The sequence below is a fragment of the Arthrobacter sp. MMS24-T111 genome (genome assembly GCF_054888995.1).
Window position 1 is genome coordinate 218,193 of sequence record NZ_JBTZRO010000001.1, and the last position, 25,352, is coordinate 243,544.

Annotated in this window: 10 protein-coding genes, 1 tRNA gene, 3 rRNA genes and 3 pseudogenes; 6 read left to right on the plus strand and 11 right to left on the minus strand. The window is 63.7% G+C overall.

What is annotated here, in order from left to right; all coding sequences use genetic code 11:
- Window positions 1–46: 46 nt before the first annotated feature.
- The 5 genes and pseudogenes from ACX5I6_RS00995 to ACX5I6_RS01015 form a co-directional block, all read right to left on the minus strand.
- The gene (locus ACX5I6_RS00995; RefSeq protein WP_461839161.1) at window positions 47–1,300 is read right to left on the minus strand and encodes an MFS transporter; all 1,254 of its coding nucleotides are present in this window, start codon (window positions 1,298–1,300) and stop codon (window positions 47–49) included.
- A gap of 42 nt (window positions 1,301–1,342) precedes the next feature.
- Window positions 1,343–3,514: an elongation factor G-like protein EF-G2 gene (locus ACX5I6_RS01000; RefSeq protein ID WP_461839162.1), complete on the minus strand. Its 2,172-nt coding sequence runs from the start codon at window positions 3,512–3,514 to the stop codon at window positions 1,343–1,345.
- A gap of 84 nt (window positions 3,515–3,598) precedes the next feature.
- A pseudogene (locus tag ACX5I6_RS01005) lies at window positions 3,599–4,023 on the minus strand (ChaB family protein).
- A 118-nt stretch (window positions 4,024–4,141) separates the two neighbouring features.
- A tRNA-Thr gene (locus tag ACX5I6_RS01010) sits at window positions 4,142–4,215 on the minus strand.
- Between the two features lie 150 nt (window positions 4,216–4,365).
- Window positions 4,366–5,253 (minus strand): DsbA family protein, encoded by an 888-nt coding sequence (locus ACX5I6_RS01015; protein ID WP_461839163.1) that lies wholly within the window; start codon window positions 5,251–5,253, stop codon window positions 4,366–4,368.
- A 178-nt stretch (window positions 5,254–5,431) separates the two neighbouring features.
- On the opposite strand from ACX5I6_RS01015, the pseudogene ACX5I6_RS01020 reads away from it, so the two are divergent.
- From ACX5I6_RS01020 to ACX5I6_RS01035, 4 genes and pseudogenes are all read left to right on the plus strand, one after another.
- Window positions 5,432–6,933 (plus strand): annotated as a pseudogene (locus ACX5I6_RS01020) (alpha,alpha-trehalose-phosphate synthase (UDP-forming)).
- Window positions 6,923–7,759, plus strand: a complete 837-nt coding sequence (gene otsB / locus ACX5I6_RS01025; RefSeq protein ID WP_461839164.1) for a trehalose-phosphatase — start codon at window positions 6,923–6,925, stop codon at window positions 7,757–7,759. Before ACX5I6_RS01020 ends, otsB begins: the two are co-directional and overlap by 11 nt.
- A 219-nt stretch (window positions 7,760–7,978) precedes the next feature.
- Complete coding sequence (locus tag ACX5I6_RS01030) at window positions 7,979–9,061, plus strand: ABC transporter ATP-binding protein (protein WP_018762103.1); 1,083 nt, start codon at window positions 7,979–7,981, stop codon at window positions 9,059–9,061.
- Between the two features lie 127 nt (window positions 9,062–9,188).
- Entirely contained in the window at window positions 9,189–10,607 is a 1,419-nt protein-coding gene (locus ACX5I6_RS01035) for a DUF4032 domain-containing protein (protein ID WP_461839165.1), read from the plus strand.
- A gap of 3 nt (window positions 10,608–10,610) precedes the next feature.
- On the opposite strand, the pseudogene ACX5I6_RS01040 reads toward ACX5I6_RS01035, so the two are convergent.
- Window positions 10,611–12,009, minus strand: a pseudogene (locus ACX5I6_RS01040) (FAD-binding oxidoreductase).
- Window positions 12,010–12,160: 151 nt separating this feature from the next.
- On the opposite strand from ACX5I6_RS01040, the gene ACX5I6_RS01045 reads away from it, so the two are divergent.
- Together ACX5I6_RS01045 and ACX5I6_RS01050 are read left to right on the plus strand one after the other, a co-directional pair.
- Complete coding sequence (locus tag ACX5I6_RS01045; RefSeq protein WP_461839166.1) at window positions 12,161–13,903, plus strand: glycoside hydrolase family 13 protein; 1,743 nt, start codon at window positions 12,161–12,163, stop codon at window positions 13,901–13,903.
- A 2-nt stretch (window positions 13,904–13,905) separates the two neighbouring features.
- Window positions 13,906–14,946 carry a LacI family DNA-binding transcriptional regulator gene (locus ACX5I6_RS01050; protein WP_461839167.1) on the plus strand — a complete coding sequence of 347 codons (1,041 nt, stop codon included), beginning with the start codon at window positions 13,906–13,908 and terminating at the stop codon, window positions 14,944–14,946.
- Here the strand turns inward: ACX5I6_RS01050 and ACX5I6_RS01055 are convergent.
- The 5 genes from ACX5I6_RS01055 to ACX5I6_RS01075 all read right to left on the minus strand — a co-directional run bounded on the left by ACX5I6_RS01055 (window position 14,943) and on the right by ACX5I6_RS01075 (window position 25,352).
- Window positions 14,943–15,446 (minus strand): SRPBCC family protein, encoded by a 504-nt coding sequence (locus ACX5I6_RS01055; protein WP_461839168.1) that lies wholly within the window; start codon window positions 15,444–15,446, stop codon window positions 14,943–14,945. The two genes, ACX5I6_RS01050 and ACX5I6_RS01055, sit on opposite strands and share 4 nt — an antisense overlap.
- A 249-nt stretch (window positions 15,447–15,695) precedes the next feature.
- Window positions 15,696–15,812: ribosomal RNA gene (gene rrf / locus ACX5I6_RS01060) — 5S ribosomal RNA — on the minus strand.
- A gap of 195 nt (window positions 15,813–16,007) precedes the next feature.
- Window positions 16,008–19,134: ribosomal RNA gene (locus ACX5I6_RS01065) — 23S ribosomal RNA — on the minus strand.
- 535 nt (window positions 19,135–19,669) lie between these two features.
- A 16S ribosomal RNA gene (locus ACX5I6_RS01070) occupies window positions 19,670–21,194 on the minus strand.
- Together the 16S, 23S and 5S rRNA genes form the textbook arrangement of a ribosomal RNA operon.
- A 492-nt stretch (window positions 21,195–21,686) precedes the next feature.
- A complete protein-coding gene (locus tag ACX5I6_RS01075; RefSeq protein ID WP_461839169.1) occupies window positions 21,687–25,352 on the minus strand; it encodes a 1,4-alpha-glucan branching enzyme in 3,666 nt (1,221 codons plus the stop codon).

Here is a 25,352-nt window from a genome sequence, read left to right on the forward strand (position 1 = left end):
CCAGGGGCCTTCGCTGCATGTCGGCCGGTCTGTGCCCCGGGCCTGCTCAGGGCGCGGCCGGGAGGCCGGCCCCGGCATCGGCCGGCGAGCGCCGGCGCCGGCTCAGCAGGATGAATGGTGCCGCCAGCAGCTGCACAACACCACTCATGGCCAGGGAAGCAGGGTAGCCATAAAGGTCCGCGGCCCTGCCAAGCAGCGGCTGCACCACCACCCCGCCGCTTGAACCCATGAGCGAAGCGAAGCTGAGGACGGTGGCCCGCTGCTGGGAGGCGATCATGTCATTGAGGTAGGCCTGGCGGACCGGGGTGCCGGCGGAAGCCACCACGGCCCACAGCGCCAGAAGCACCAGCGCCAGCCAAAAGACGTTGGTTGCCAGCAGCACCACCAAAACCACGGAACTGATGATGTTGGAGCCAATCAGCACGGAGGTGCGCCGGTGCACCAGCTTCCGGACCTGCGGCGCCAGCCAGCCGCCCACAATGTCGGCCCCGGCCACAATGGCCGCGGCCAGGCCCGCAATGGCGTAGGCCCTCGGATCGCCGAACAGTTGCAGCAGGTAGGGCTGGAGGGCATAAAAGACGTAGAAGCCGACGCCTTCGGTAAAGGGCGCGGCCAGCATCATGTACCTCACGGGCGGATTCCTCAGCCCGCCGTCAAGCGAAGCCCGAAGGACTGCCCGGGTGGCCTGCAACGGGTGGGCCGAGCGCTCAGGCGTGAAGCCGACGTCGTGCATGAGAAGGAAGGCGACGGCGAACATGGCCACCAGTACCGCGACGCGCAGCAGGAACGGCACCCCCAGGTTGGTGGCCTGCGCGATCACCCCGCCTGCCACCGAACCGCCCAGCATGGCGATGCCGGAAACCATCTGGCCGCGGCCCAGGACGGCCTCGAGGGTGCCCTCATAGCCGGTGAAGTGCAGGGCATCCACCAGCCAGGCCTCCACCGCGCCGGAGAAAAAGGTAAAGCCGAGCCCCAGCAGCGCCGAAACGGCCGCCCACCACCAGAATGGCGCGGACAACTGCCAGAGCAGGTAGTAAAGGAACGTGGACCCGGCCAGGGTGACAGTGCCCAGCAGGAACGACACCCGCCGCCCCCAGCTGTCCGCGACCACCCCGGTGGGTACTTCGAAGAGCACCATGCCTGCCGTGAAGAACGCGTTCGCCGCGAAGGCCTCAAAATTGTTCAGGCCCGCATCGAGCAGGAACAGTGTGTTGATGCCCCAGATAAAGGATGCCGCGAGGGTGTTGCCCAGCGTCAACGTCAGGTAGATGTTCTGGATTTTTCGTGCAGCGGCGTTCACGGGTGGCCGGCGTTCCTTGGCGATGTTCCTGCCCGGGCGGGATCAGGAGGGGCTGAAATTCGATGGCACCGGTTCGTGGCGCAGGTAGTGCCGGCGGAACCTGCCGGTGCCGGCGGTCAAGGCACGCAGTTCCACCGCGTACCTCAGGAGTTCCTGGTCCGGAACTTCGGCACTGATTTCGGTGAGGCCCTGGCCGGAGGAAGTGGTGCCGGTCAGGCGGCCGCGCCGGCCGGACAAGTCGCTCATGACCGTCCCCACGTGCTCATCCGACACCGTGATGGCCACCGCGGACACCGGTTCGAGGAGCTGGATCTTTCCCGCGGACGCAGCTTCGCGGAGCGCCAGGGCCCCCGCCGACTGGAAGGCGGCGTCGGATGAATCCACGCTGTGGGCCTTGCCGCCAACTACGGTCACGCGCAGGTCCACCACGGGGAAGCCTGCGGAGACACCCCGCTCCATCTGCGCCCGGACGCCCTTCTCGATCGACGGGATGAACGTTCCCGGGATGACGCCACCCACGGTCTTATCCACGAATTCGAACCCAGCACCCCGGTCCAGGGGTTCCACTTCGATGTCGCAGACGGCGTACTGGCCGTGGCCGCCGGATTGTTTGACGTGGCGGCCATGGCCTGTGGCGGGCGCGGCGAAGGTTTCCCGCAGCGGCGTCACCACGTCAACGGTGTGGAGTTTCACGCCTTGCTCGCGCAACCTGTCGAGCACTACCTCCGCATGCGCCTCACCCATGCACCACAGCACCAGCTGGTGCGTTTCGGCGTTCCGGTCCACCCTCAGGGTGGGATCGCCCGCCGCAATCCTGCCCAGGCTGCGGGCCAGCGCGTCCTCGTCACTCCGGGAGTCCGCTTCCACGGCAACCGGCAGCAGCGGCTCGGGCATTTCCCAGGTGGCCAGCAGCAGCGGCGTGTCCCGCGCCGAAATGGTGTCCCCTGTTTCGGCGCTCCCCAGCTTGGCAAGGGCGCACAGGTCCCCCGCCACGCAGTAGGGCACAGGCCGCAGGCTGGCCCCCAACGGCGAGTAGATGTGGGTTACGCGTTCGTCGGTGTCGTGGTCCTGGTGGCCCCGGTCGGCCAGTCCGTGGCCGCCCACGTGCACGGGCGAATCTTCACGCAGGGTCCCGGAGAAGACCCGCACCAGGCAGATGCGGCCCAGGAAGGGATCATTGGATGTCCGTACCACCTCCGCGGCCAGAGGACCGGACGGGTCACAGGACAGGGTTCCGGCCGGCTCTCCCGCGAGGTCGGTCAGGTCAGGCAGGCTGCGCTCCCCCGGCGGCGGGAAAGCACGGACCAGCAGTTCCAGCAGTTCGGCGGTGCCCAGCCCGGTGACGGCGGAGGTAGGCAGCACCGGGAAGAATGAGCCGCGGGCGACGGCGGTTTCCAGGTCGTTTGCGAGCGCTGCCTGGTCGACGTCCTCACCGTCCAGGTAGCGGTCCATGAGAGTCTCGTCTTCACTTTCGGCGATGATTCCCTCGATCAGGGTTCCGCGGGCCGGCCCTGCTGCCTCGAGCTCGGCAGCGTCAGCCGGGCGGGTTGCGGGCGAGGCGTCACCCGACGAGTAATCGGTGACCTCGCGGGACAGCAGGCCCAGCAAACCGGCATCCGCCCCCTCCCCCTGCACTGGCACGCACAGCGGCAAAACGCCGTCGCCGAAGGCTTGTTGGCAGGCGGCCAGGGTCCGCCCGTAGTCTGCGCGCGGATGGTCCATCCGGGTGATGACGACGGCGCGCGGGAGCCTCACGTGTTCGCACTCGCCCCACAGCGCGGTGGTGGTGGCATCAATTCCGTCCACCGCGGAGACCACGAACAGTGCAGCATCGGAGGCGCGCAGCCCGGCCCGCAGCTCCCCGATGAAATCCGGGTAGCCGGGGGTATCCATCAGGTTCACTTTGACGTCGTCCACCATCAGCGGCACCAGGGACAGCGTGACCGAGCGCTGCTGGTGCACAGCCGCCGGGTCGGAGTCACTGACGGTTGTTCCGTCCACGATGGAGCCCTTACGGGTGATCATGCCGTTGGCGGCGAGCAAGGCCTCGATCAGCATCGTCTTTCCGGCGCCGGAGTGCCCCACCAGGGCCACGTTGCGGATCCGGCCGGGGTCCGAGGCGGCAATGCCGGCGTTTTGATCTGCCCGGCGTGCATCGGGGCCATTCCTGCCGCCCGCCGCCCGCACTGACTCCTTGGTGCTCTTCACCGACATGGGAACCTCCTGGCATCATTGCCGGCCGGACCGGACGTATCCTCTGATTCGACACCTTGGGCGGCGGGACGGCAAGAGTGCAGGCTATTTGCTGCGGGCTTTGCGGGTTGCCTTGGTGTTCGCCTTTTGGAGTGCCTCCACCAGTTGGGCCTTGTCCATCGTCGAGCGGCCCTTGACGTTCAGTTCCTTGGCCAGTTTGTAGAGGTGTTCCTTGGAGGCGTTGGCGTCAACACCTCCGGCAGTGGGTTCGGTTGATCGCACGCCCTCCTCGGCGTGCTTGTCCGAAGGACCGCGTTTTCCTTGGGCTCCCAGTGGTCGCCCACCTTTTCGTAACTGTGTTTGACGGCCGCGTACGCCGTGCGGGCCGCCCGTTCCTCGTCATGGTCGTAGGACCCGAGGGCCGAATCGTAGGTCTTGGCGAACGTGTCCTGGGCTTTTCGCCCGGACCGCTGCAGGGTCGAAGGGAGTTCTTCCTTGCGGGCGTGGGCATTCTTGCCGGTCTTGGGCATGGCACCCATCCTCCTTTAGTCAGCAGGCTGATTATTGGGATGGGTCCAGCATAATCCCGGAGAAAGGCAAGGCCCCGGCCGAAGTTCCTGGAACCTCGAGCCGGGGCCGTCGCACCGGAGCCCCCTGTCGGATTCGAACCGACGACCCCCGCTTTACAAGAGCGGTGCTCTGGCCAACTGAGCTAAGGAGGCATGGCCCCTGGGGGCCGGCGCCGTCAAGGCGCTAGATAAGGTTAGCCCAACTCCCGCCGGGGGTAAAAACGCCGCCCACACCGGCAGCGGACACCGAAAGGGCCCGCCCCGGATACGTTCCGAAACGGGCCCTTGCGAGGATTCCCGCCCTTAGCCCTTGGCGGTGATGGCTGCCTGCAGGAAGTCCGGGAACGGCGTCTGGGCGCTGTCTCCCTTGCCCCACTGCTTGCCGTCAACGAAGACGGTCGGCGTCCCCGTCACACCGATGGCCGAGGCCTCCTTCGTCGCGTACTTCACGTACGGGCGGTAGGTCTTGTCATCCACGCAGGAACCGATGTCCACGCCCATGTCGGAGGCCATCTTCTTCAGGTCGTTGTCCGAGAGTCCGGCACTGCCTTCAGCCGGTTGCTGGGCGTACAGGGCGTTGAAGTAGTCGGCGTACTTCTGCGGAGCCGTATTGGCAACGCAGGCCGCCGCATTGGCCGCACGCGATGAGTAGTTGGTGGTGGACCGGCTGTCCAGGAAGCCCAGCGGCCGGTACTCCACGGTGATCTTGCCGTCGTTGCGCAGGGACGTGAGCTGGTCGTTGTACTGCGTTTCGAAGTTCTTGCAGATGGGACAGATGAAGTCGACGTAGAGGACCACCTTGACCGGTTTGCCGGCTTCCGCCTCCGCGCCCGGTGCCACTACCTCCGCCGGCGGAGTCTTCGGTGCATCGCCCACGGAATTGGCGTCCACCGTTGCCGGGTCGCTCTTGGCCACGCCCGAGTTGGCCAGCAGGGTCACGCCGCCATGGATGTTGGCGTTGGCCGGCGTGGGTCCCTGATCCGCAATCGGGGCATTCTGCTTCAAGCTGCTGGTGACCACCAGGGCCACCACCACCAGGATGGCCACCACAGCCGCGACAATGCCCCAACCGATCAGCAGCTTGTTGCGCTTGTCCTTTTTTGCCTGTGCTTCACGGATCAGGCGCGCCTTTTCGCGCGCCTCCGCGGTTCGCTCAGCCTTGGACTTACGTACTTCGTTTGCGGGGCTCATGAATTCCTTGGGTCGGTCGACGAAGGGGGACCACTAGGTGGCACCCCCACATTTTAGGGGAGAAATCTGGGAGCTTGCGGTTTCAACCATTCCTCCGGGTTGACCAACGGACGAATAGCCCCGATGATTCCGTCCGGCTAGTGTGGCTTAGAGGCACAAGCAACCCCAGGGGGCCGCAATGCAAACACCCGTCCAGGAAAAACCCACCGGCACGGCACAGGCCGCAGGTACCGATTCCCGCCAAGCCGGGCACACGAAGTACGACTTCATGGTGGTCTCGAACCGGCTGCCGGTTGACCGCGTGGCGCCCGCCGACGGAGGTGACGACGGATCCGGCTGGCGGCGGTCCCCCGGTGGCCTCGTGACTGCCCTCGCACCGATGATGACCAAGACGGACGGCGCCTGGGTGGGCTGGCACGGAGCACCTGACGAAACCGTCAAACCGTTCAGCCATGGCGGGATGGACCTGGTCCCGGTACAGCTCAGCACGGACGACGTCGAGCTGTATTACGAGGGCTTCTCCAACGCCACCCTCTGGCCGCTCTATCACGATGTCATCGCCCCGCCGGAATTCCACCGGGCCTGGTGGGACGCCTACCGCAAGGTCAACCGCCGGTTCGCCGACGCAGTGGTGCGGCACGCGGACCACGGCGCCACCGTCTGGGTCCAGGACTACCAGTTGCAGCTGGTTCCGCGAATGCTCCGCGAAGCGCGGCCCGATCTCCGGATTGGGTTCTTCAACCACATCCCGTTCCCGCCGCCGGAAATCTTTGCCAGCTCCCCTGGCGGCAGGCCATCATCGACGGCCTGCTCGGTGCCGACTTGGTGGGCTTCCAACGCGTCAGCGACGCCGGAAACTTCATGCGCTCCGCCCGCCGGTTCCTCGGTGCCAGCGTCAAGCAGCAGCAGGTGCACGTCAAGGGACAGGACGGCGTGATCACGCACATTGCGCGCGCGCAGGCCTTCCCCATCTCCATCGACGTCAAGCAGATCACCGAGCTCGCCGCCAGGCCCGAAATCATCGAACGGGCCCGGCAGATCCGGCAGGACCTGGGCAACCCGAAAACGATCCTGCTGGGTGTGGACCGGCTGGACTACACCAAGGGCATCCGCCACCGGCTGAAGGCCTTCGAAGAGCTCCTGGCGGACGGACGGCTCACCGTTGGCGAGGCAACCCTGATCCAGGTGGCATCGCCCAGCCGGGAGCGGGTGGAACAGTACCGGCTCCTCCGCGAGGAGGTGGAAGGGACTGTGGGCCACATCAACGGCACCTACGACACCCTCGAAAACACCGCGGTCCGCTACCTGCACCACAGCTACCCGGTGGAGGAAATGGTGGCCCTTTACCTGGCCGCGGACGTCATGCTGGTCACCGCCCTCCGGGACGGGATGAACCTGGTGGCCAAGGAGTACGTCACCGCCCGGAACAACAATGACGGCGCCCTGGTCCTGAGCGAGTTCGCGGGTGCAGCGGACCAGCTCAAGCAGGCGCTCCTGGTCAACCCGCACGATATCGCAGGGCTCAAGAACACGATCATGAACGCCGTGGAACTGACGCCCCGGGAAGCCTCGCGCCGCATGCGGTCCATGCGCCGCCAGATCCTGGACCACGACGTCGACCACTGGTCCGCGGACTTCCTGCGCGCGCTGAACGAAAAGGTGGTCCGCGATGACTCCTGAAGGCCGCCCCACCAAGCGGCAGCTGGCATTGACCCCCGAGCTGAGGGAGGCGCTGCGCCGGATCGCCGGAACCGCACACCTGCTGGTGGCCATGGACTTCGACGGCACCATGGCTCCCATCGTGGACAGCGCTCAGGACGCCCGGCCGCTGCCACGCTCGGCAGCAGCCTTCGCCGGCCTTGCGGTGCTTCCACGGACGACGACGGCACTCATCTCGGGCCGTGCCCTCGCCAGCCTGCGGCAGGTTGCGTCGCCGCCGGTGGACACCCTTCTCATCGGAAGCCACGGCGCCGAAGCGTGGCTGGGACCCGGTTCCACTGAGCTGGCGCTGGAGGAGGACCAGAAAGCGCTTCTCGCCGACGTCCGGGCGGTGCTGGCCGAGATCGTGGCCGAAGCCCCCGGAACGTCCCTGGAGGACAAGCCCGCCGGCGTCGTCCTGCACACCCGCCAGGCTGACGACGACGTTGCCGAGGACGCCGTGGCGGCCGCCCGTGCGTCGCTGCAGGACCGCAAGGGTGTGTTCCTGAAGGAGGGCAAACGCGTCCTGGAAACCTCGGTGGTCAACGCTTCCAAGGGCGAAGGCGTCGCCTTCCTTCGGCAGGCCACCGGGGCCACAGCCGTCCTGTTCGCCGGCGACGACGTGACGGACGAGGACGCTTTCGGCCGGTTGGAGCCGGGCGACGTGGGGGTCAAGGTGGGCCTTGATTTCACCCAGGCCCAGTACCGGGTGGAAGCACCTGTGCACATCGCCGAACTGCTGGAGGTGCTGCTGCAGGAGCGGAGCATCGCCGTGGCTGAGGAAGATCCCGAGGCCGCCTCCGGCTAAGGCAATGACCAGCGCCGCGTGTGACGTTCGTAACATTTGCGCAAAAGACGGCCGGCTCTGGCATACTCTTTGATGTGATGTGGCGCACAAAAACCGTGCGGCGTCATTGAGTGCTCCGGGCAATGACCCGGAGCACTTTGCTGGAACACAACTGAATAAACATGAACCATTCACAACGGATCGTCCGGCACGTACCTGCCGGTGAAGGGATTGATAACTGTGGCTACAGTTACTTTTGATAACGCTACGCGTCTGTACCCGGGCACAGATAAGCCCGCCGTCGATAAGCTCAACATCGACATCGCCGATGGCGAATTCCTGGTCCTCGTTGGACCCTCCGGTTGCGGTAAGTCCACCTCGCTGCGCATGCTCGCAGGCCTTGAGGACGTCAACGCAGGCCGCATCCTCATTGGTGACCGCGACGTCACCGATGTGCCGCCGAAGGACCGCGACATCGCCATGGTCTTCCAGAACTACGCCCTGTACCCGCACATGACTGTTGCGGACAACATGGGCTTCGCCCTCAAGATCGCCGGCGTCTCCAAGGAAGAGCGCGCCGAACGCGTCCGTGAAGCCGCCAAGCTCCTTGACCTTGAGCAGTACCTGGACCGCAAGCCGAAGGCCCTCTCCGGTGGCCAGCGCCAGCGCGTTGCCATGGGCCGCGCAATCGTCCGTAACCCGCAGGTCTTCCTCATGGACGAGCCGCTGTCCAACCTGGACGCAAAGCTCCGCGTCCAGACCCGTACCCAGATCGCGTCGCTGACCCGCCGCCTGGGCGTCACCACCGTCTACGTGACCCACGACCAGGTCGAGGCCATGACCATGGGCGACCGCGTGGCAGTGCTGAAGGACGGCCTGCTGCAGCAGGTTGACACCCCGCGCAACCTCTACGACCGTCCCAAGAACGTCTTCGTTGCCGGCTTCATCGGCTCCCCCGCCATGAACCTCCTGGAACTCCCGGTCGTCGACGGCGGCGTGCAGTTCGGCGGCACCGTGTACCCCGTCCCGCGCGACGTCCTCGAAGAGGCGCACGGCTCCACGGTCACCTTGGGCTCCCGTCCCGAAGACCTTGAAACCGCTCCGCAGGGTGAGGGCCTGAAGGTTGAGGTCGACGTCGTCGAAGAACTCGGCGCCGACGCCTACGTCTACGGACACACCACGCTCGACGGCAAGGACCACGACATCGTGGCCCGCGTCGACGGCCGCCGTCCTCCGATGAAGGGCGAGGTCATCTACGTCCGCCCGCAGTCCGGCCACGTGCACCTGTTCGACACCAAGACCGGCCTGCGCCTGGGCGACTAATCCCACGCACTCAGCGGCCTTAGCCACGGAACCGACGGCGGCCCGCACCCTTTCATCAAGGTGCGGGCCGCCGTCGGCCTTTAACGAAGATTTATCGTCCTTGCCCTGCGTACGGAAGAATTGACCCATGACCGAGGAAAACAGCGCCCAGTGGCACGACGAACCCACCGACTACGCGCAGATCGGTAAACTGCCGAGGTTCGTGGCGGCCAGCGCCGACGACAACAAGGCGGCCTCGGTAGCGTCGTCGCTGAACATCACGGCCGCAGCGGCCGACCCGGAACTGCTGGACCTGCCGTGGCACATTGCCTTGGAGGAGTGGCCCGCACAGTACCTGGCCGCACTCCCCCGCGGTATTTCCAGGCATATCGTGCGCTTCGCCCACCTGGGCGGCTCGGTCATCGCCATTAAGGAAACGTCCGAGCACGTGGCCCGCCACGAGTACCACATGCTCCGCAAGCTGGCCCGGCTGGACGTCCCCTGCGTGGAGCCCGTGGCCGTGATCACCGGACGCACCACCCCGGACGGGCGCCCGCTCAATCCGGTCCTGGTGACCCGCCACCTGAAGTTCTCCATGCCCTACCGCGCACTGTTTTCCCAGATGCTGCGCAAGGACACGCTGACCCGCCTCATCGACGCCCAGGCCCTCCTGATGGTCCGGCTGCACCTCATCGGCTTCTATTGGGGCGATGTCTCCCTGTCCAACACTCTGTTCCGCCGTGACGCCGGCGCTTTCGCCGCCTACCTGGTGGACGCCGAAACCGGCGAGCTCTACCCGGACCTGTCCACCGGCCAGCGCGAATACGATCTCGAGATTGCCCGGGTGAACATCGCCGGTGAACTGATGGACCTGCTCGATGGCGGGTTGATCGAGGAGAAAGTGGACCCGGTCGCCACCAGTGAACTGATCATGGACAGCTACCGGCGCCTGTGGGCGGAACTGACGGAGAAGGAATCCTTCGAACTTGGCGAACGCTGGCGGGTGGGAGCCCGGATCCGGCGCCTGAACGAACTCGGCTTCGACGTCGAGGAATACGCCATCAAGACCACGCAGAACGGCTCGACCATCCAACTGCAGCCCAAAGTGGTTGATGCCGGACATCACCAGCGCCGGCTGTTGCGGCTTACCGGCCTGGACGCGCAGGAAAACCAGGCCCGCCGGCTCCTCAACGACATGGACTCCTTCCGGGCAGACAACAATCCGGAGATGGACGAGGAATACAGCGCCCACCTGTGGGTGAGCCAGATCTTCGAGCCGATTGTCCGCTCCATCCCGCGCGATCTTTCCGGCAAGCTGGAGCACGCCGAGGTGGTCCACGAAGTACTGGAACACCGCTGGTACATGTCGGAAAAGCAGGAACGCCACATCCCACTGGCCGAGGCCGTGCAGTCCTACATCGACTCGATCCTCCGGCACCGGCGGGACGAGGCAGCCATCATGCTGAACCCCGACACCGAGATGTTGAAGATCCTTGAGGTGGAAAGCGAAGAGTCCCGGTACGGTGCCGATGAGTCGGACGACGAATACCCGGACTCGGACGACTGAACCCTAGATTGCCTTCCCGGGATTGAGGATTCCGGCAGGGTCGAACAAGCCCTTAATCCGGTGCTGCAGTTCCCGGACCGGCCCGGGCTGCTCCTGGCCCAGCCAGCGAAGCTTGTACTGGCCTATGCCATGCTCCCCGGTGATGGTACCGCCCATGGCCAACGCTGCCGTGATCGACTCATCCAGGGCAGCCTGGAGGCGTTCCATGGCGTCGGCGTCAACGCTGTCCCCCTGCCGGTCGATCCAGAAGGTGGGGTGCAGGTTGCCGTCACCGGCATGCGCCACCACTTTGAGGTGCACCCGTTGGGTGGCTGCGAGGGCCTCGAGCGCCGCCACGTAGTCCACCAGCCGGGACCGAGGCACCGCAACGTCTTCACCCACCCGGAATTCATCGTCCACCTCGGTGCCCCGGCTGTGCCGCCGGAGCTCCACCAGACGTTCCGCTTCGGCACTGGCCTCGGTGGTGACGGTGGCACCGCCTGCCCTGAGGACCTGGCGTACAACGTCTGCTTCGGCGGCAAGCTCCAAACCCGTCTGTCTGAACCAGGAGCAGGGACTTTCCGCGTGCCGTGAGGTCCGAGCCGTGGATGTCGTCCAGCTGGGCCAGGGTGCCGCCGTCAAGCAATTCCATGATGGCCGGCTGGACGCGCGCCTTGCCCACGGCCAGGACCCCTGCGGCGGCGAGCCTGAAGTCCGGGTAGAACGCAGCAACGGTGTGGACTTCCCGGGGCAGGTACTTCAAGCGCACCGTGACGCCGACGACGATCCCAAGTGTTCCTTCGGACCCGACGAAGAGGCCCGTGAGGTCGTAGCCCGCCACGCCCTTGAAGGTTTGGTGGCCGGTGTGGATCAGGGAGCCGTCAGCCAGCACGACGTCCAAGGCCAGGACCGAGTCCCTGGTGACCCCGTACTTGGCGCAGCGAAGGCCGCCGGCATTGGTGGCTACGTTGCCGCCAATGGTGGAGCTGCGGAAACTTGCGGGGTCCGGGGCGTACATGAGGCCGTGCACCGCGGCGGCCTCATTGAGGACGGCATTGACGACGCCGGGCTCCACCACGGCCGTTTCGTCGTCCGGGTTCAGGGCAAGGATCCGGTTCATCCGCTCCAGCGAGAGGACAATGCAGTTCCTGGTGGCGTGCGCCCCGCCGGACACTCCTGTACCGGCACCGCGCGGTACGATCGCCACTCCCCCGGCCGCGCAGGCCCGCACTACCGCCTGGACGTCGGCCACGGACTCGGGGAACACGACGGCCAGGGGTAGCTGGAAGTCCAGGACCGGTGCCTGGTCAATGGCGTAGCGGTGGAGCGCAGCCTCGCCGCGTTCCAGCTGCCCGGGCGCCAAGACGGCTTCCAGTTGCTCAACAATGCTTCCCACAAAGCCTCCACCCGTCGTCGGACACATCCACCAAGTCTAGGCGCCGCCCGCTTGGCCGCTCCGGCATTCCGGGGCATGCAATCGCTTCCAGATTGTTGCGCGCAACGCCCGCCTTCGACAGCAACAAGCTTGCCTGGACGTTATGGAAGCGTTTTCATTTTTACGGCCCCCAGCCGCTATGCTGACTGTCATGTCTGTCGAAACTGTGACCCAGGACACTGCAAGCGTTGCCGGTCCATTGACGCTGATCCACGCCGAGGACGCCATTCCCGGCTGGTGGCGGTCCGCCGTGATCTACCAGGTCTATCCCCGTTCATTCCGTGATTTGAACGGCGACGGCGTGGGCGACCTGGCGGGGATCACCGAGGAGCTGCCGCACCTGTCAGGCTTGGGCGTGGACGCCGTCTGGCTCTCGCCCTTCTACCGGTCGCCGCAGCGCGATGCCGGCTACGACGTCAGCGACTACTGCGATGTGGACCCGATCTTCGGCACCCTGGGCGACTTCGACGTCATGATGGCCGAATCGCATCGGCTCGGGCTGCGGGTCATCGTTGACCTGGTACCCAACCACTGCTCGGACCAGCACCCCGCCTTCCAGGCAGCCCTTGCAGCGCCCGCCGGAAGCCCCGAGCGGGACATGTTCATCTTCCGGGACGGGACCGGCCCGGAAGGCCAGGAACCGCCGAACAACTGGCAGTCCCACTTCGGCGGTCCTGCCTGGACGCGCGTGGTGGAACCTGACGGCGAGCGCGGCCAGTGGTACCTGCACCTCTTCGACTCCTCCCAGCCGGACTTCAACTGGGACAACCCGGCGGTTCACGCAGAATTCGAGCGGGTGCTCCGGTTCTGGCTGGACCGCGGCGTCTCCGGCTTCCGGGTGGACGTGGCCCACGCACTGGTCAAGGCACCGGGCCTGCCGGCATGGGGCGGCCGTGCCGACGGCGGCAGCAGCGACGGTTACCCCGGCCATGAGGCACCCATGTTCGGTCAACCCGCCGTCCACGACATCTACCGGAGATGGCGGCAGATCCTGGACGAATACGGCCCGGACCGGATTCTGTGTGCCGAGGCGAGTGTTGACCTCCACCGGCTGGCCCACTGGGTCCGGCCTGACGAGATGCACCAGGCATTCAACTTCCCGTACCTCCACGCCGGACTGGATGTCTACCGGCTTCGGTCAGTTATCACGGACTCGCTGACAGTCCTGGACGGCGTCGGTGCCCCGAGTACCTGGGTCCTCTCAAACCACGACGTAGTCCGGCATGCCAGCCGGTTTGGCTACAACGGCCACGGCCCGCGCGACGGCGACGGCATCGGGACCGGCGATCCCCAGCCGGACGAGGACCTGGGACGGCGCCGCGCAGCGGCCGCTTCACTCTTCATGCTGGGCCTGCCCGGGGCCGCCTACCTCTACCAGGGGGAAGAGCTGGGGCTGCCTGACGGCATCGACATCCCCGGCCATCTGCGGCAGGACCCGACCTTCGCCCGGACCAACGGCCAGCGCCTTGGCCGCGACGGCTGCCGTGTTCCCCTGCCTTGGCGTGCCGACGACCGGCACCTGGGTTTCGGCTCCGGGAACGATCCCTGGCTGCCGATTCCGTCGTCCTTCGCTGAACTTGCCCGGGACGTGCAGGCGGAGTCACCGTCGTCGCACCTGGCCCTGTACCGTGAAGCCCTGGCGCGGCGCCGGGAACTCGATCTGGGCCGGGGATCCCTGTCCTGGGCAGAGGACTGGTGCACCGGATCCTCACTCGGCTATGTGAACGGCACTACGCTGGTGCTTATGAACCTGAACCATGAGCCGCTGGAGATGCCGGCCGGCCACGTCCTCCTTCGCAGCCTGCCGGGATCCACGGGCCATGCCCTCGCATCCGGCGAGACTGCCTGGTTGCAGCTTGGACCTGACACCACGGCAGACTGACCTTGGCAGGCATCAAAGAAGTTGCCAGCCGGGCCGGCCTGTCCGTGGCCACCGTTTCGCGGGCCCTGAGCGGCAAGTCCAATGTCTCGTCGAAAAGCCGCCGTCTGGCGCAGGAAGCGGCCAGGGAGCTGGGGTTCGTTCCGTCGTACCACGCATCAAGCCTGGCGTCCGGCCGCAACCGCAACATTGGGCTGGTGGTGCCCAACGTCCAGCGCTGGTACTTCTCCTCCGTACTGGAAGGAGTCTCGGAAACCCTCCTGGACGCCGGGTATGACCTCACCCTCTACAACGTGGGGGAGCAACCCGAGCGGCGCAGCAGCATCCTGAACGACTTCCTGCTGCGCAAGCGCCTGGACGCCGTCATCGCAGTGGCACTGGTCCTTCGCGAGGACGAAATAGGCCAGTTGCTGGCGGTCCATCGTCCCATTGTGGGCATTGGGGGCGTCCTGCGGGGCGCCTCCACCATCCGCATCGACGACGAAGGCCTTGCCAGGGGCGCGGCCGGCCACCTGATCCGGCTTGGCCATACCCGGATTGCCCACATCACCGGGGATGCAGGGCTGAACCGGGACTTCAAGCTTCCCAAGCTAAGGCAGAAAGGCTTTGCCGCAGCCATGGCCGAAGCAGGCCTGCCTGTCCGGGACGAGTGGGTGGTGAACGCGGACTTCACCATCCAGGGCGCGTACGCCGTGGGGCGCCAGCTGCTGGGGACATCCGCGGAACGACCCACCGCTGTGTTCGCCGCGTCCGACGAGATGGCCATAGGGATCATGCTTGCCGCGCGCGACTTCGGCCTGCAGATCCCGCAGGATCTCTCGGTGGTGGGCATGGACGGACATGAGCTCAGCGAGACGTTTGGCCTCACCACCATCAAGCAGGATCCGCGCGGACAAGGCAACCTGGCGGCCAAAACCGCCCTGGCGTTGCTGAACGCCGGCAAGGATTCCGACGGCGGTCAGCCGCCTTCACCGGTCCAGGACCAGGAGTACCCCACCGAGTTCCTGATCCGCACCAGCACGGCGGTACCGCCGGCCCTGAACTAGTTCGCCGGGTCTGCGGCGCCCATGAAGCGGGCATACTTGTCGAGGATTACGGGCCAGGCCTGCAGGTAATGTCCCCGGACGGCAGCAGGGTCCTCGGCGCCCTCCCAGCCGTCATGGACCACCCGGACCTCCGTGCCTCCGTCAACCGCGCGGAAGGCCACCAGAAGCTCGGTGGACCACATTGCAGTCGTGCCGGGGTGCCATGTGGCGTGGAAGGAGAGCGGCGGCTGCCAGTCATCAAGGGTTCCCCAGATGCTGGTGCGTCCGTCGTCTGAAGTCTCGAGGATCAGGTTCTCCTCGAATTCGACGTACGACGCTGCCCCATAGACGCCATACGGCTCCAGCGGCCACCACAGGTGGGCGTGGTCCGTGAACCCGGCGAATGCCCGGGCGACAGGTCCGGGCACCACCACGGTGTTGACCACCGGTTCCAGGGATTCGGCACCGGGCTTTCCATCCGCCTCGAAGGGGTCCTGGGCATGGCTGAAGATGCTGCTCATGGGGAACAACTCTACCTGCGGGCGCCCGCCGGGATGTGAGCTGGCGTTGCCTGAGGACGCGCAAGATGTGAGCGGGGGTTGGTGGGTGGCGTGTCGGATGTGAGCGGGGGTTGGTGGGTGGCGTGTCGGATGTGAGCGGGGGTTGCGGTTTTGCCTGTCGGGTGTGAGCGGGGGTGGTGGGGTTGTGGTGGTGGTGTTAAATGTGGGAGGCCCCAACCATGTTGGTTGGGGCCTCGACCAGTGGTGTGTGTCCGGCGGTGTCCTACTCTCCCACACCCTCCCGGGTGCAGTACCATCGGCGCTGTGGGTCTTAGCTTCCGGGTTCGGAATGGGACCGGGCGTTTCCCCCACGCTATGACCGCCGTAACCTTGTTACCCGTCCCAACCCTGTGGGGGTTGGTGGGAAGTTTGTGGTTACAACATCTACCATCCCTTTTTGTTGGGGTGGTTGTGGTGTTGCTGTATTCAGTTGTTGGTTCCGTGCCGTATCAAACCCCGGGTGTTGGGGGTTGTTGGTTGGGAACCACATAGTGGACGCAAGCAGAATTTGTATGTATCTGTGTGGTGTAAGTTGTTGGCCTATTAGTACCGGTCAGCTTCACGAGTCGTTAGTCCTCGCTTCCACATCCGGCCTATCAACCCAGTGGTCTGGCTGGGGGCCTCTCACACATAAATGTGTATGGAAATCTCATCTTGAAGCGAGCTTCCCGCTTAGATGCTTTCAGCGGTTATCCCATCCGAACGTAGCTAATCAGCGGTGCACTTGGCAGTACAACTGACACACCAGAGGTTCGTCCGTCCCGGTCCTCTCGTACTAAGGACAGCCCTTCTCAAATTTCCTGCGCGCGCAGCGGATAGGGACCGAACTGTCTCACGACGTTCTAAACCCAGCTCGCGTACCGCTTTAATGGGCGAACAGCCCAACCCTTGGGACCTACTCCAGCCCCAGGATGCGACGAGCCGACATCGAGGTGCCAAACCATGCCGTCGATATGGACTCTTGGGCAAGATCAGCCTGTTATCCCCGAGGTACCTTTTATCCGTTGAGCGACGGCCATTCCACAATGTACCGCCGGATCACTAGTCCCGACTTTCGTCCCTGCTCGAGATGTCTCTCTCACAGTCAAGCTCCCTTGTGCACTTACACTCGACACCTGATTGCCAACCAGGCTGAGGGAACCTTTGGGCGCCTCCGTTACTTTTTAGGAGGCAACCGCCCCAGTTAAACTACCCATCAGGCACTGTCCCTGACCCGGATTACGGGCCGAAGTTAGATGTCCAAAGTGACCAGAGTGGTATTTCAACGATGACTCCACCCGAACTGGCGTCCGGGCTTCAACGTCTCCCACCTATCCTACACAAGCCACTCCGAACACCAATACCAAACTATAGTAAAGGTCTCGGGGTCTTTCCGTCCTGCTGCGCGTAACGAGCATCTTTACTCGTACTGCAATTTCGCCGAGTTTATGGTTGAGACAGCGGGGAAGTCGTTACTCCATTCGTGCAGGTCGGAACTTACCCGACAAGGAATTTCGCTACCTTAGGATGGTTATAGTTACCACCGCCGTTTACTGGGGCTTAAATTCTCAGCTTCGCCGTGAGGCTAACCGGTCCTCTTAACCTTCCAGCACCGGGCAGGAGTCAGTCCGTATACATCGTCTTGCGACTTCGCACGGACCTGTGTTTTTAGTAAACAGTCGCTTCCCCCTGGTCTCTGCGGCCCCGATCCCCTCCACACCGCGAAGGTGTATCAAGGTTGGGGCCCCCCTTCTCCCGAAGTTACGGGGGCATTTTGCCGAGTTCCTTAACCATAATTCTCTCGATCGCCTTAGTATTCTCTACCTGATCACCTGTGTCGGTTTGGGGTACGGGCGGCTAAAACCTCGCGTCGATGCTTTTCTCGGCAGCATAGGATCACCAAATCCCCCCAAACGGGGGTCCCATCAGATCTCAGGCACCATGAGTGGCGGATTTGCCTACCACTCGCCCTACATCCTTAGACCGGGACAACCATCGCCCGGCTCGGCTACCTTCCTGCGTCACACCTGTTAATACGCTTGCCTCCCAGGATCAGGTCCCGCGCTCCACCAAAACCCTTCACCCACAAGGGGTGTCAGGCAGGTCTCGGGCGGTTAGTATCCCCTGTTCAACATGGACGGTTTTTCGCCGGTACGGGAATATCAACCCGTTGTCCATCGACTACGCCTGTCGGCCTCGCCTTAGGTCCCGACTTACCCAGGGCAGATTAGCTTGACCCTGGAACCCTTGATCATTCGGCGGACGGGTTTCTCACCCGTCTTTCGCTACTCATGCCTGCATTCTCACTCGTGTAGGCTCCACCGCTGGTTTACACCGCGACTTCACCGCCCACACGACGCTCCCCTACCCATCCAAACACCTGAACCACGAAGGCTTAGCCAATGCTTGAATGCCACAACTTCGGCGGTGTACTTGAGCCCCGCTACATTGTCGGCGCGGAATCACTTGACCAGTGAGCTATTACGCACTCTTTAAGGGTGGCTGCTTCTAAGCCAACCTCCTGGTTGTCTGGGCAACTCCACATCCTTTCCCACTTAGCACACGCTTAGGGGCCTTAGTTGGTGGTCTGGGCTGTTTCCCTCTCGACTATGAAGCTTATCCCCCACAGTCTCACTGCTGCGCTCTCACTTACCGGCATTCGGAGTTTGGCTGACGTCAGTAACCTTGTAGGGCCCATTAGCCATCCAGTAGCTCTACCTCCAGCAAGAAACACGCAACGCTGCACCTAAATGCATTTCGGGGAGAACCAGCTATCACGAAGTTTGATTGGCCTTTCACCCCTACCCACAGCTCATCCCCTCCATTTTCAACTGAAGTGGGTTCGGTCCTCCACGACGTCTTACCGTCGCTTCAACCTGGCCATGGGTAGATCACTTCGCTTCGGGTCTAGATCACGCCACTGCAACGCCCTATTCAGACTCGCTTTCGCTACGGCTGCCCCACACGGGTTAACCTCGCGACGTAACACTAACTCGCAGGCTCATTCTTCAAAAGGCACGCCGTCACAACTACAAGGCTGCTCCGACGGATTGTAAGCACACGGTTTCAGGTACTGTTTCACTCCCCTCCCGGGGTACTTTTCACCTTTCCCTCACGGTACTGGTCCGCTATCGGTCATTAGGGAGTATTTAGGCTTATCAGGTGGTCCTGACAGATTCGCACGGGATTTCTCGGGCCCCGTACTACTTGGGATACTCTCACAGGCGGCACAAACACATTACGGTTACGGGACTAACACCCTCTCTGGCCGGCCTTTCAAAACCGTTCACCTATGCGCGCACATCACACCCCACCAGCCCGGCAGAACTGGTATGGAAAGTCCCACAACCCCGACCATGCAACGCCCGCCGGCTATCACACATGGAACGGTTTAGCCTGATCCGCGTTCGCTCGCCACTACTAACGGAATCACTATTGTTTTCTCTTCCTGCGGGTACTGAGATGTTTCACTTCCCCGCGTTCCCCCCACGCACCCTATGTGTTCAGGTACGGGTCACCAAGTCACTCGCGCGCTCGGCGGGGTTTCCCCATTCGGACACCCTGGGATCACAGTCCGGTTATCGACTCCCCCAGGCTTATCGCAGATTCCTACGTCCTTCTTCGGCTCCTAATGCCAAGGCATCCACCGTGTGCTCTTAAAAACTTGACCACAAAGATCAAAAAAATTTCTCGAGAGAACCACAGAAACCAACCACACCCCAACACCCACGAAGGGCATCAACAGCGCAGCCAGATCCAGGTTCATATTCTTGGAAATTGCTTCTTATACAAGATGCTCGCGTCCACTATGTAGTTCTCAAACAACAACCCCAAACCACACACCCCACACACCACGCCCACAACAGCAGACGCACCCATGCATGATCGATGCAGCCAGGAAACCAGAAACAAACAAACCCACACCCCGCCAGCCCTCCCCCGAAAGGGACAACCAACAGACCATGGCCCTGTTGCCTCAGGACCCAACAGTGTGCCAAACACTAAACCGCGCCATCACCCACCCACCGTTCCAGAACCATCACTGGCTCGTACTAAGACAAGCAAAAAACACCACGACCGCTATTTGCTGATATTCCACCCTTGAGCACCCGCCACGAAACACTCGTCCGTGAAACGGGCCTTTACTCCTGACAACACCACCACCCCGCATACACGGGACAGCAACTGCTGTAGGTGCTCCTTAGAAAGGAGGTGATCCAGCCGCACCTTCCGGTACGGCTACCTTGTTACGACTTAGTCCCAATCGCCAGTCCCACCTTCGACAGCTCCCTCCCACAAGGGGTTAGGCCACCGGCTTCGGGTGTTACCAACTTTCGTGACTTGACGGGCGGTGTGTACAAGGCCCGGGAACGTATTCACCGCAGCGTTGCTGATCTGCGATTACTAGCGACTCCGACTTCATGGGGTCGAGTTGCAGACCCCAATCCGAACTGAGACCGGCTTTTTGGGATTAGCTCCACCTCACAGTATCGCAACCCTTTGTACCGGCCATTGTAGCATGCGTGAAGCCCAAGACATAAGGGGCATGATGATTTGACGTCGTCCCCACCTTCCTCCGAGTTGACCCCGGCAGTCTCCTATGAGTCCCCACCATCACGTGCTGGCAACATAGAACGAGGGTTGCGCTCGTTGCGGGACTTAACCCAACATCTCACGACACGAGCTGACGACAACCATGCACCACCTGTAAACCAGCCCCAAAGGGGAAACCACATTTCTGCGGCGATCCGGTTCATGTCAAGCCTTGGTAAGGTTCTTCGCGTTGCATCGAATTAATCCGCATGCTCCGCCGCTTGTGCGGGCCCCCGTCAATTCCTTTGAGTTTTAGCCTTGCGGCCGTACTCCCCAGGCGGGGCACTTAATGCGTTAGCTACGGCGCGGAAAACGTGGAATGTCCCCCACACCTAGTGCCCAACGTTTACGGCATGGACTACCAGGGTATCTAATCCTGTTCGCTCCCCATGCTTTCGCTCCTCAGCGTCAGTTAATGCCCAGAGACCTGCCTTCGCCATCGGTGTTCCTCCTGATATCTGCGCATTTCACCGCTACACCAGGAATTCCAGTCTCCCCTACATCACTCTAGTCTGCCCGTACCCACCGCAGATCCGGAGTTGAGCCCCGGACTTTCACGGCAGACGCGACAAACCGCCTACGAGCTCTTTACGCCCAATAATTCCGGATAACGCTTGCGCCCTACGTATTACCGCGGCTGCTGGCACGTAGTTAGCCGGCGCTTCTTCTGCAGGTACCGTCACTTTCGCTTCTTCCCTACTGAAAGAGGTTTACAACCCGAAGGCCGTCATCCCTCACGCGGCGTCGCTGCATCAGGCTTCCGCCCATTGTGCAATATTCCCCACTGCTGCCTCCCGTAGGAGTCTGGGCCGTGTCTCAGTCCCAGTGTGGCCGGTCACCCTCTCAGGCCGGCTACCCGTCGTCGCCTTGGTAGGCCATTACCCCACCAACAAGCTGATAGGCCGCGAGTCCATCCAAAACCACAAAAGCTTTCCACCAACCACCATGCGATGGAAGGTCATATCCGGTATTAGACCCAGTTTCCCAGGCTTATCCCAGAGTCAAGGGCAGGTTACTCACGTGTTACTCACCCGTTCGCCACTAATCCCCAGTGCAAGCACCAGTTCATCGTTCGACTTGCATGTGTTAAGCACGCCGCCAGCGTTCATCCTGAGCCAGGATCAAACTCTCCGTTGAAAACAAACAGACACAACCAAGCAGGTGGAAATAACACCACACCCGGCTGCACAAAATTTGAAACCAGCTGTAAAAACCAGACCACACCACGGGGTGGCGGATCCAGTCAATTCAACCAATCCATAAAACAATTGGTATCAACAAACTTGGCACACTATTGAGTTCTCAAACAACAGACACACCCGGCACCACCACAACCAAACAAACAGTCGCAGATCGCTCCGGAGCAACTTTCCAAACTTACCGGCTGACTTCCAGCGTGTCAAATCGGCGTTCGCGATCTTCCTCAGCATAAGCTTGGGGGATCGGTTGTCCGCCTGACTCCGTGGAGCAGCGCGGAAATAAACTCTACCACCACTTATTCGGGATCGCCAGTCGGCGTGCAGCGACTGCCTGGGCCGCCGTCGCCCGGCCAGGTTCGCCAAGGCGAAGGGCCCGGAATCCTGTCGGATTCCGGGCCCTTCCGACTCACTGCGGAGAGTCCTTGGGTGCTCAGGCCGAGGTGGGAGCTCCGGGCTTGAAGTAGGACGCGCCCAGCGGAGGCAGCGTCACCGTCAGGGTGGCCGGCTGCCCGTCCTGTCCCTCGGCGGTGGCTGTCAGCTCCCCAGTGTTGAGGACGCCGGATCCGCCGTAGTTGGTGTGGTCGGTGTTGAGGACCTCAGACCAGGCGCCGGCCGATGGCACGCCCAAGGTGTAACCGACATGCGGGCCGCCGGAGAAGTTGATGGCGCAGACGATCGGTTCGCCGTCGGTGCCCCACCTGATGAACGAGAGGACGTTACGGTCTGTGTCTCCCCCGTTGATCCACTGGAACCCGGCCGGGACGTTGTCCTGGGTGTAGAGGGCCGGCGTTGACTTGTAGAGCTCGTTGAGGTCCTTGGTCAGCAGCTGCAGTCCCTTGTGCGCCGGAATGTCTGCCAGCCACCAGTCCAGCCCGTGCTGTTCGGACCATTCCGCTTCCTGCCCGAATTCCGTACCCATGAAGATGAGCTGCTTGCCGGGATGTGCCCACTGGTAGGCAAAGAACGCGCGGAGGTTTGCCAGCTGCTGCCAGCGGTCGCCCGGCATCTTGCGGAGCATGGAGCCTTTGCCGTGGACTACCTCGTCGTGGCTGATGGGAAGCAGGAAGTTCTCCGTGAACGCATACACCAGGGAGAACGTCACCGTTCCGTGGTGCCACCTGCGGTTGTAGGGGTCCTCTGAGATGTACTTCAGCGAGTCGTGCATCCAGCCCATGTTCCACTTCAGACCGAAGCCGAGGCCGCCGTGGCTCGTGGGGGCAGTCACACCCGGGAATGCCGTCGACTCTTCGGCGATCATGACGGCGCCCGGGTGTGTCTTGTAGACGGTGGCGTTGACTTCCTGCAGGAAGGAGATGGCTTCCAGGTTTTCCCGGCCGCCGAAGCGGTTGGGCCGCCACTCGCCTTCCTTCCTGGAGTAGTCGAGGTAGAGCATTGATGCCACCGCATCCACGCGCAAGCCGTCAATGTGGAACTCGTCCAGCCAGTACAGGGCGTTCGCCACCAGGAAGTTCCGGACCTCGGTGCGGCCGAAGTCGAAGATCAGGGTCCCCCAGTCCGGGTGCTCGCCAAGGGCCGGATCAGAGTGCTCGTAGAGGGGCTCGCCGTCGAAGCGTGCCAGCGCCCAGGCGTCCTTCGGGAAGTGGGCAGGGACCCAGTCCAGCAGGACGCCAATTCCGGCCTGGTGGAGCGTGTCCACCAGGTAGCGGAACTCGTCGGGGTGGCCGAAGCGGGACGTCGGCGCGAAGTAGGACGTGACCTGGTAGCCCCATGAACCACCGAACGGGTGTTCCGCCACCGGCATGAACTCCACGTGGGTGAACCCCAGCCATTTGACGTACTCCACCAGTTCCTTGGCGAGTTCCCGGTAGCCAAGTCCCAGCCGCCAGGACCCGAGGTGCACCTCGTACACGCTCATGGCCGAGTTGTGGGGATCGCGCTGGGCCCGTGCTTCCATCCACTCGGCGTCCTTGAAGGCGTAGGAGGGTTCCACCACCCGGGACGCCGTGAGCGGGGGAACTTCGGTGCCGAACGCCAGGGGGTCGGCTTTTTCCACCCAGTATCCGCCGCGGGTCAGGATTTCGAATTTGTAGCAGGCGCCCGCTGCAACCCCTGGGATGAAGACTTCCCACACCCCGGATGATCCCAGTGAGCGGAGCGAGTTTTCGCGTCCGTCCCAGGCGTTGAAATCGCCCTTGACGCGGACAGCCTGGGCGTTGGGAGCCCACACGGCAAAGGAGACACCGTTGACGTCTCCGAGTGAAGATTTGTAGTGCTGGACGTGGGCACCGAGAACCTCCCAGAGTTTCTCGTGCCGGCCCTCGCCGATGAGGTGCAGGTCCACTTCGCCTACGGTGGGCAGGTAGCGGTACGGCTCATCAACCGTCACCGGCTCGTTGCCAGGGTACGTGACCGAGAGCCGGTAGTCGGGGACATGGCCCTGCTGCACGGGTTCCAGGACGGCAACCCACACGCCGTGGGCTTCGTGTTCCATAGGTACGTCGCCGGCTTGGGTTACGACGGCGACTGCTTCGGCCAGGTGCTTGACGGTCCGGACGGTGACGTGACCGTAGTCGTCCAGGTGCGCTCCAAGGACGGAATGGGGCGCGTGGTGTTCACCGTTCGCGATCTTGCCCAGGGTGCCTTCGTCCACGTGCAGCGGACCCCCCGGGCGGTCAGTTTGTGCTGAGCCTGTCATTTCGTTACCTTCCGATGCTGCGCCGGCCTGATCGCCGGTGCCGTTACCGCTTAGGAGCCGCCTGGAAGCGTTCACGGGGATCGCCAGCCAGTCGGGCCTGTTACGCATTTCATAAACAACTTCGTACAGCGCCTTGTCCAGCCACAATGCCACAAACAAGGGCGAGGTCCGGTCCACCGTGCCGGGAATGACGGCCCCGTACCCCTCCAGGAACGCGTCCGCGCAGTCGTCCACCCAAGTGTCGGGGACCTGGGCGCCCTCCTGCTCGCGTTGGGCGGCGCCGGCCGCGTAGTCGAAGGACCGCAACATTCCCACCACGTCGCGAAGAGGCACGTCGGGGATGTTCCGTTCGGCGATGGGCCGCAGCGGTTCGCCCTCGAAATCGAGGATGGCCCACCGGGACTGGCCACCGGTTTGCCCTGCGACCTGCAGGATTTGGCCCAGATGGAGGTCGCCGTGGATGCGCTGCAGGGGGCCGGTGGGTGCCCCGTCAAGGCCGGCCAGGAGGGCATCCAAAGCGGCGTCATAGGGGCCGACGGCGGCACGGGCTTCCGCCCAGGCGCTGCGGACGCGTTGGGCTACGGCGGGTCCGATGCCCTTGCCGGCGTTGGGCTCCGCTGATTGCCCCAGCGCCTCCGCCAGCCGCCGGTGCACGTTGGCCGTGGCGGCACCGAGGGCCCGTGCTTCCGCCGTGAAATCGGCACCCTGGCGTGCGGCGTCCACTGCCAGCCGCCAGGCATCCCGGCCGCCGGCCAGGAATTCGTGGGCTACCGCCAGCTCGCCCTGGACGGGCTTGCCCTGCCCCAGCCATTCTCCGCGGACCCAGCCCAGGGTTGCAGGCACTTCGGGCGTACCGGCGGTGGTCAGCGCCGCCCCCACTTCGATCTCCGGGTTCGTCCCGTCGGACAGCACCCGGAAGAATTTCACCATCGCCGCCGATTCGCCGTCGTCCACGATGACGGAACTGTTGGACTGCTCTCCGGACAGCACTTTCACCACGCCTTTGGCGGTGGGAAGCCGGTATGGGCCGGCCACGCGGTGTCCGGTGGCGGTCCCGCTTGCGGCCTTGTCCTCCTGCCGGATGAGCTCCAGCCAGGCGCCGACGAAATCAGGATCGTGCACGGCGTCGTAGACCCAAGGGCGGGAGGGATCGGTTCCTGCCGCTTCGCCCACGAGCGCCCGTTCCATGCCACCGGCCGGTGCCGGGCGGAAGCTCAACGGCACCTGGACCACGGTGGTGCGGCGGCCGCCGTCGGGCCCGTCCGTGCTGGCACTGAGGAGGAACACGGCCAAAGCGGCGTGGCCGGTGGGGTCCGCCAGGCCCAGGCTGCCTACTTGGGACATGGCGAAGTCGGGAGTCTTGATGGGGAACCAACGCTGCTGCGGCAGCCATTCCTTGAGCAGCGCGGTCAGGGCGGGAGTGAGGATTGGCTGGTTCAT

What these genes read in the sequence shown, in the direction of transcription:
- ACX5I6_RS01000 (WP_461839162.1), bottom strand. Translation starts at nt 3,514, where the DNA reads ATGTCGGTGAAGAGCACCAAGGAGTCAGTGCGGGCGGCGGGCGGCAGG.
- ACX5I6_RS01015 (WP_461839163.1), bottom strand. Translation starts at nt 5,253, where the DNA reads ATGAGCCCCGCAAACGAAGTACGTAAGTCCAAGGCTGAGCGAACCGCG.
- otsB (WP_461839164.1), top strand. Translation starts at nt 6,923, where the DNA reads ATGACTCCTGAAGGCCGCCCCACCAAGCGGCAGCTGGCATTGACCCCC.
- ACX5I6_RS01035 (WP_461839165.1), top strand. Translation starts at nt 9,189, where the DNA reads ATGACCGAGGAAAACAGCGCCCAGTGGCACGACGAACCCACCGACTAC.
- ACX5I6_RS01045 (WP_461839166.1), top strand. Translation starts at nt 12,161, where the DNA reads ATGCTGACTGTCATGTCTGTCGAAACTGTGACCCAGGACACTGCAAGC.
- ACX5I6_RS01055 (WP_461839168.1), bottom strand. Translation starts at nt 15,446, where the DNA reads ATGAGCAGCATCTTCAGCCATGCCCAGGACCCCTTCGAGGCGGATGGA.
- ACX5I6_RS01075 (WP_461839169.1), bottom strand. Translation starts at nt 25,352, where the DNA reads ATGAACCAGCCAATCCTCACTCCCGCCCTGACCGCGCTGCTCAAGGAA.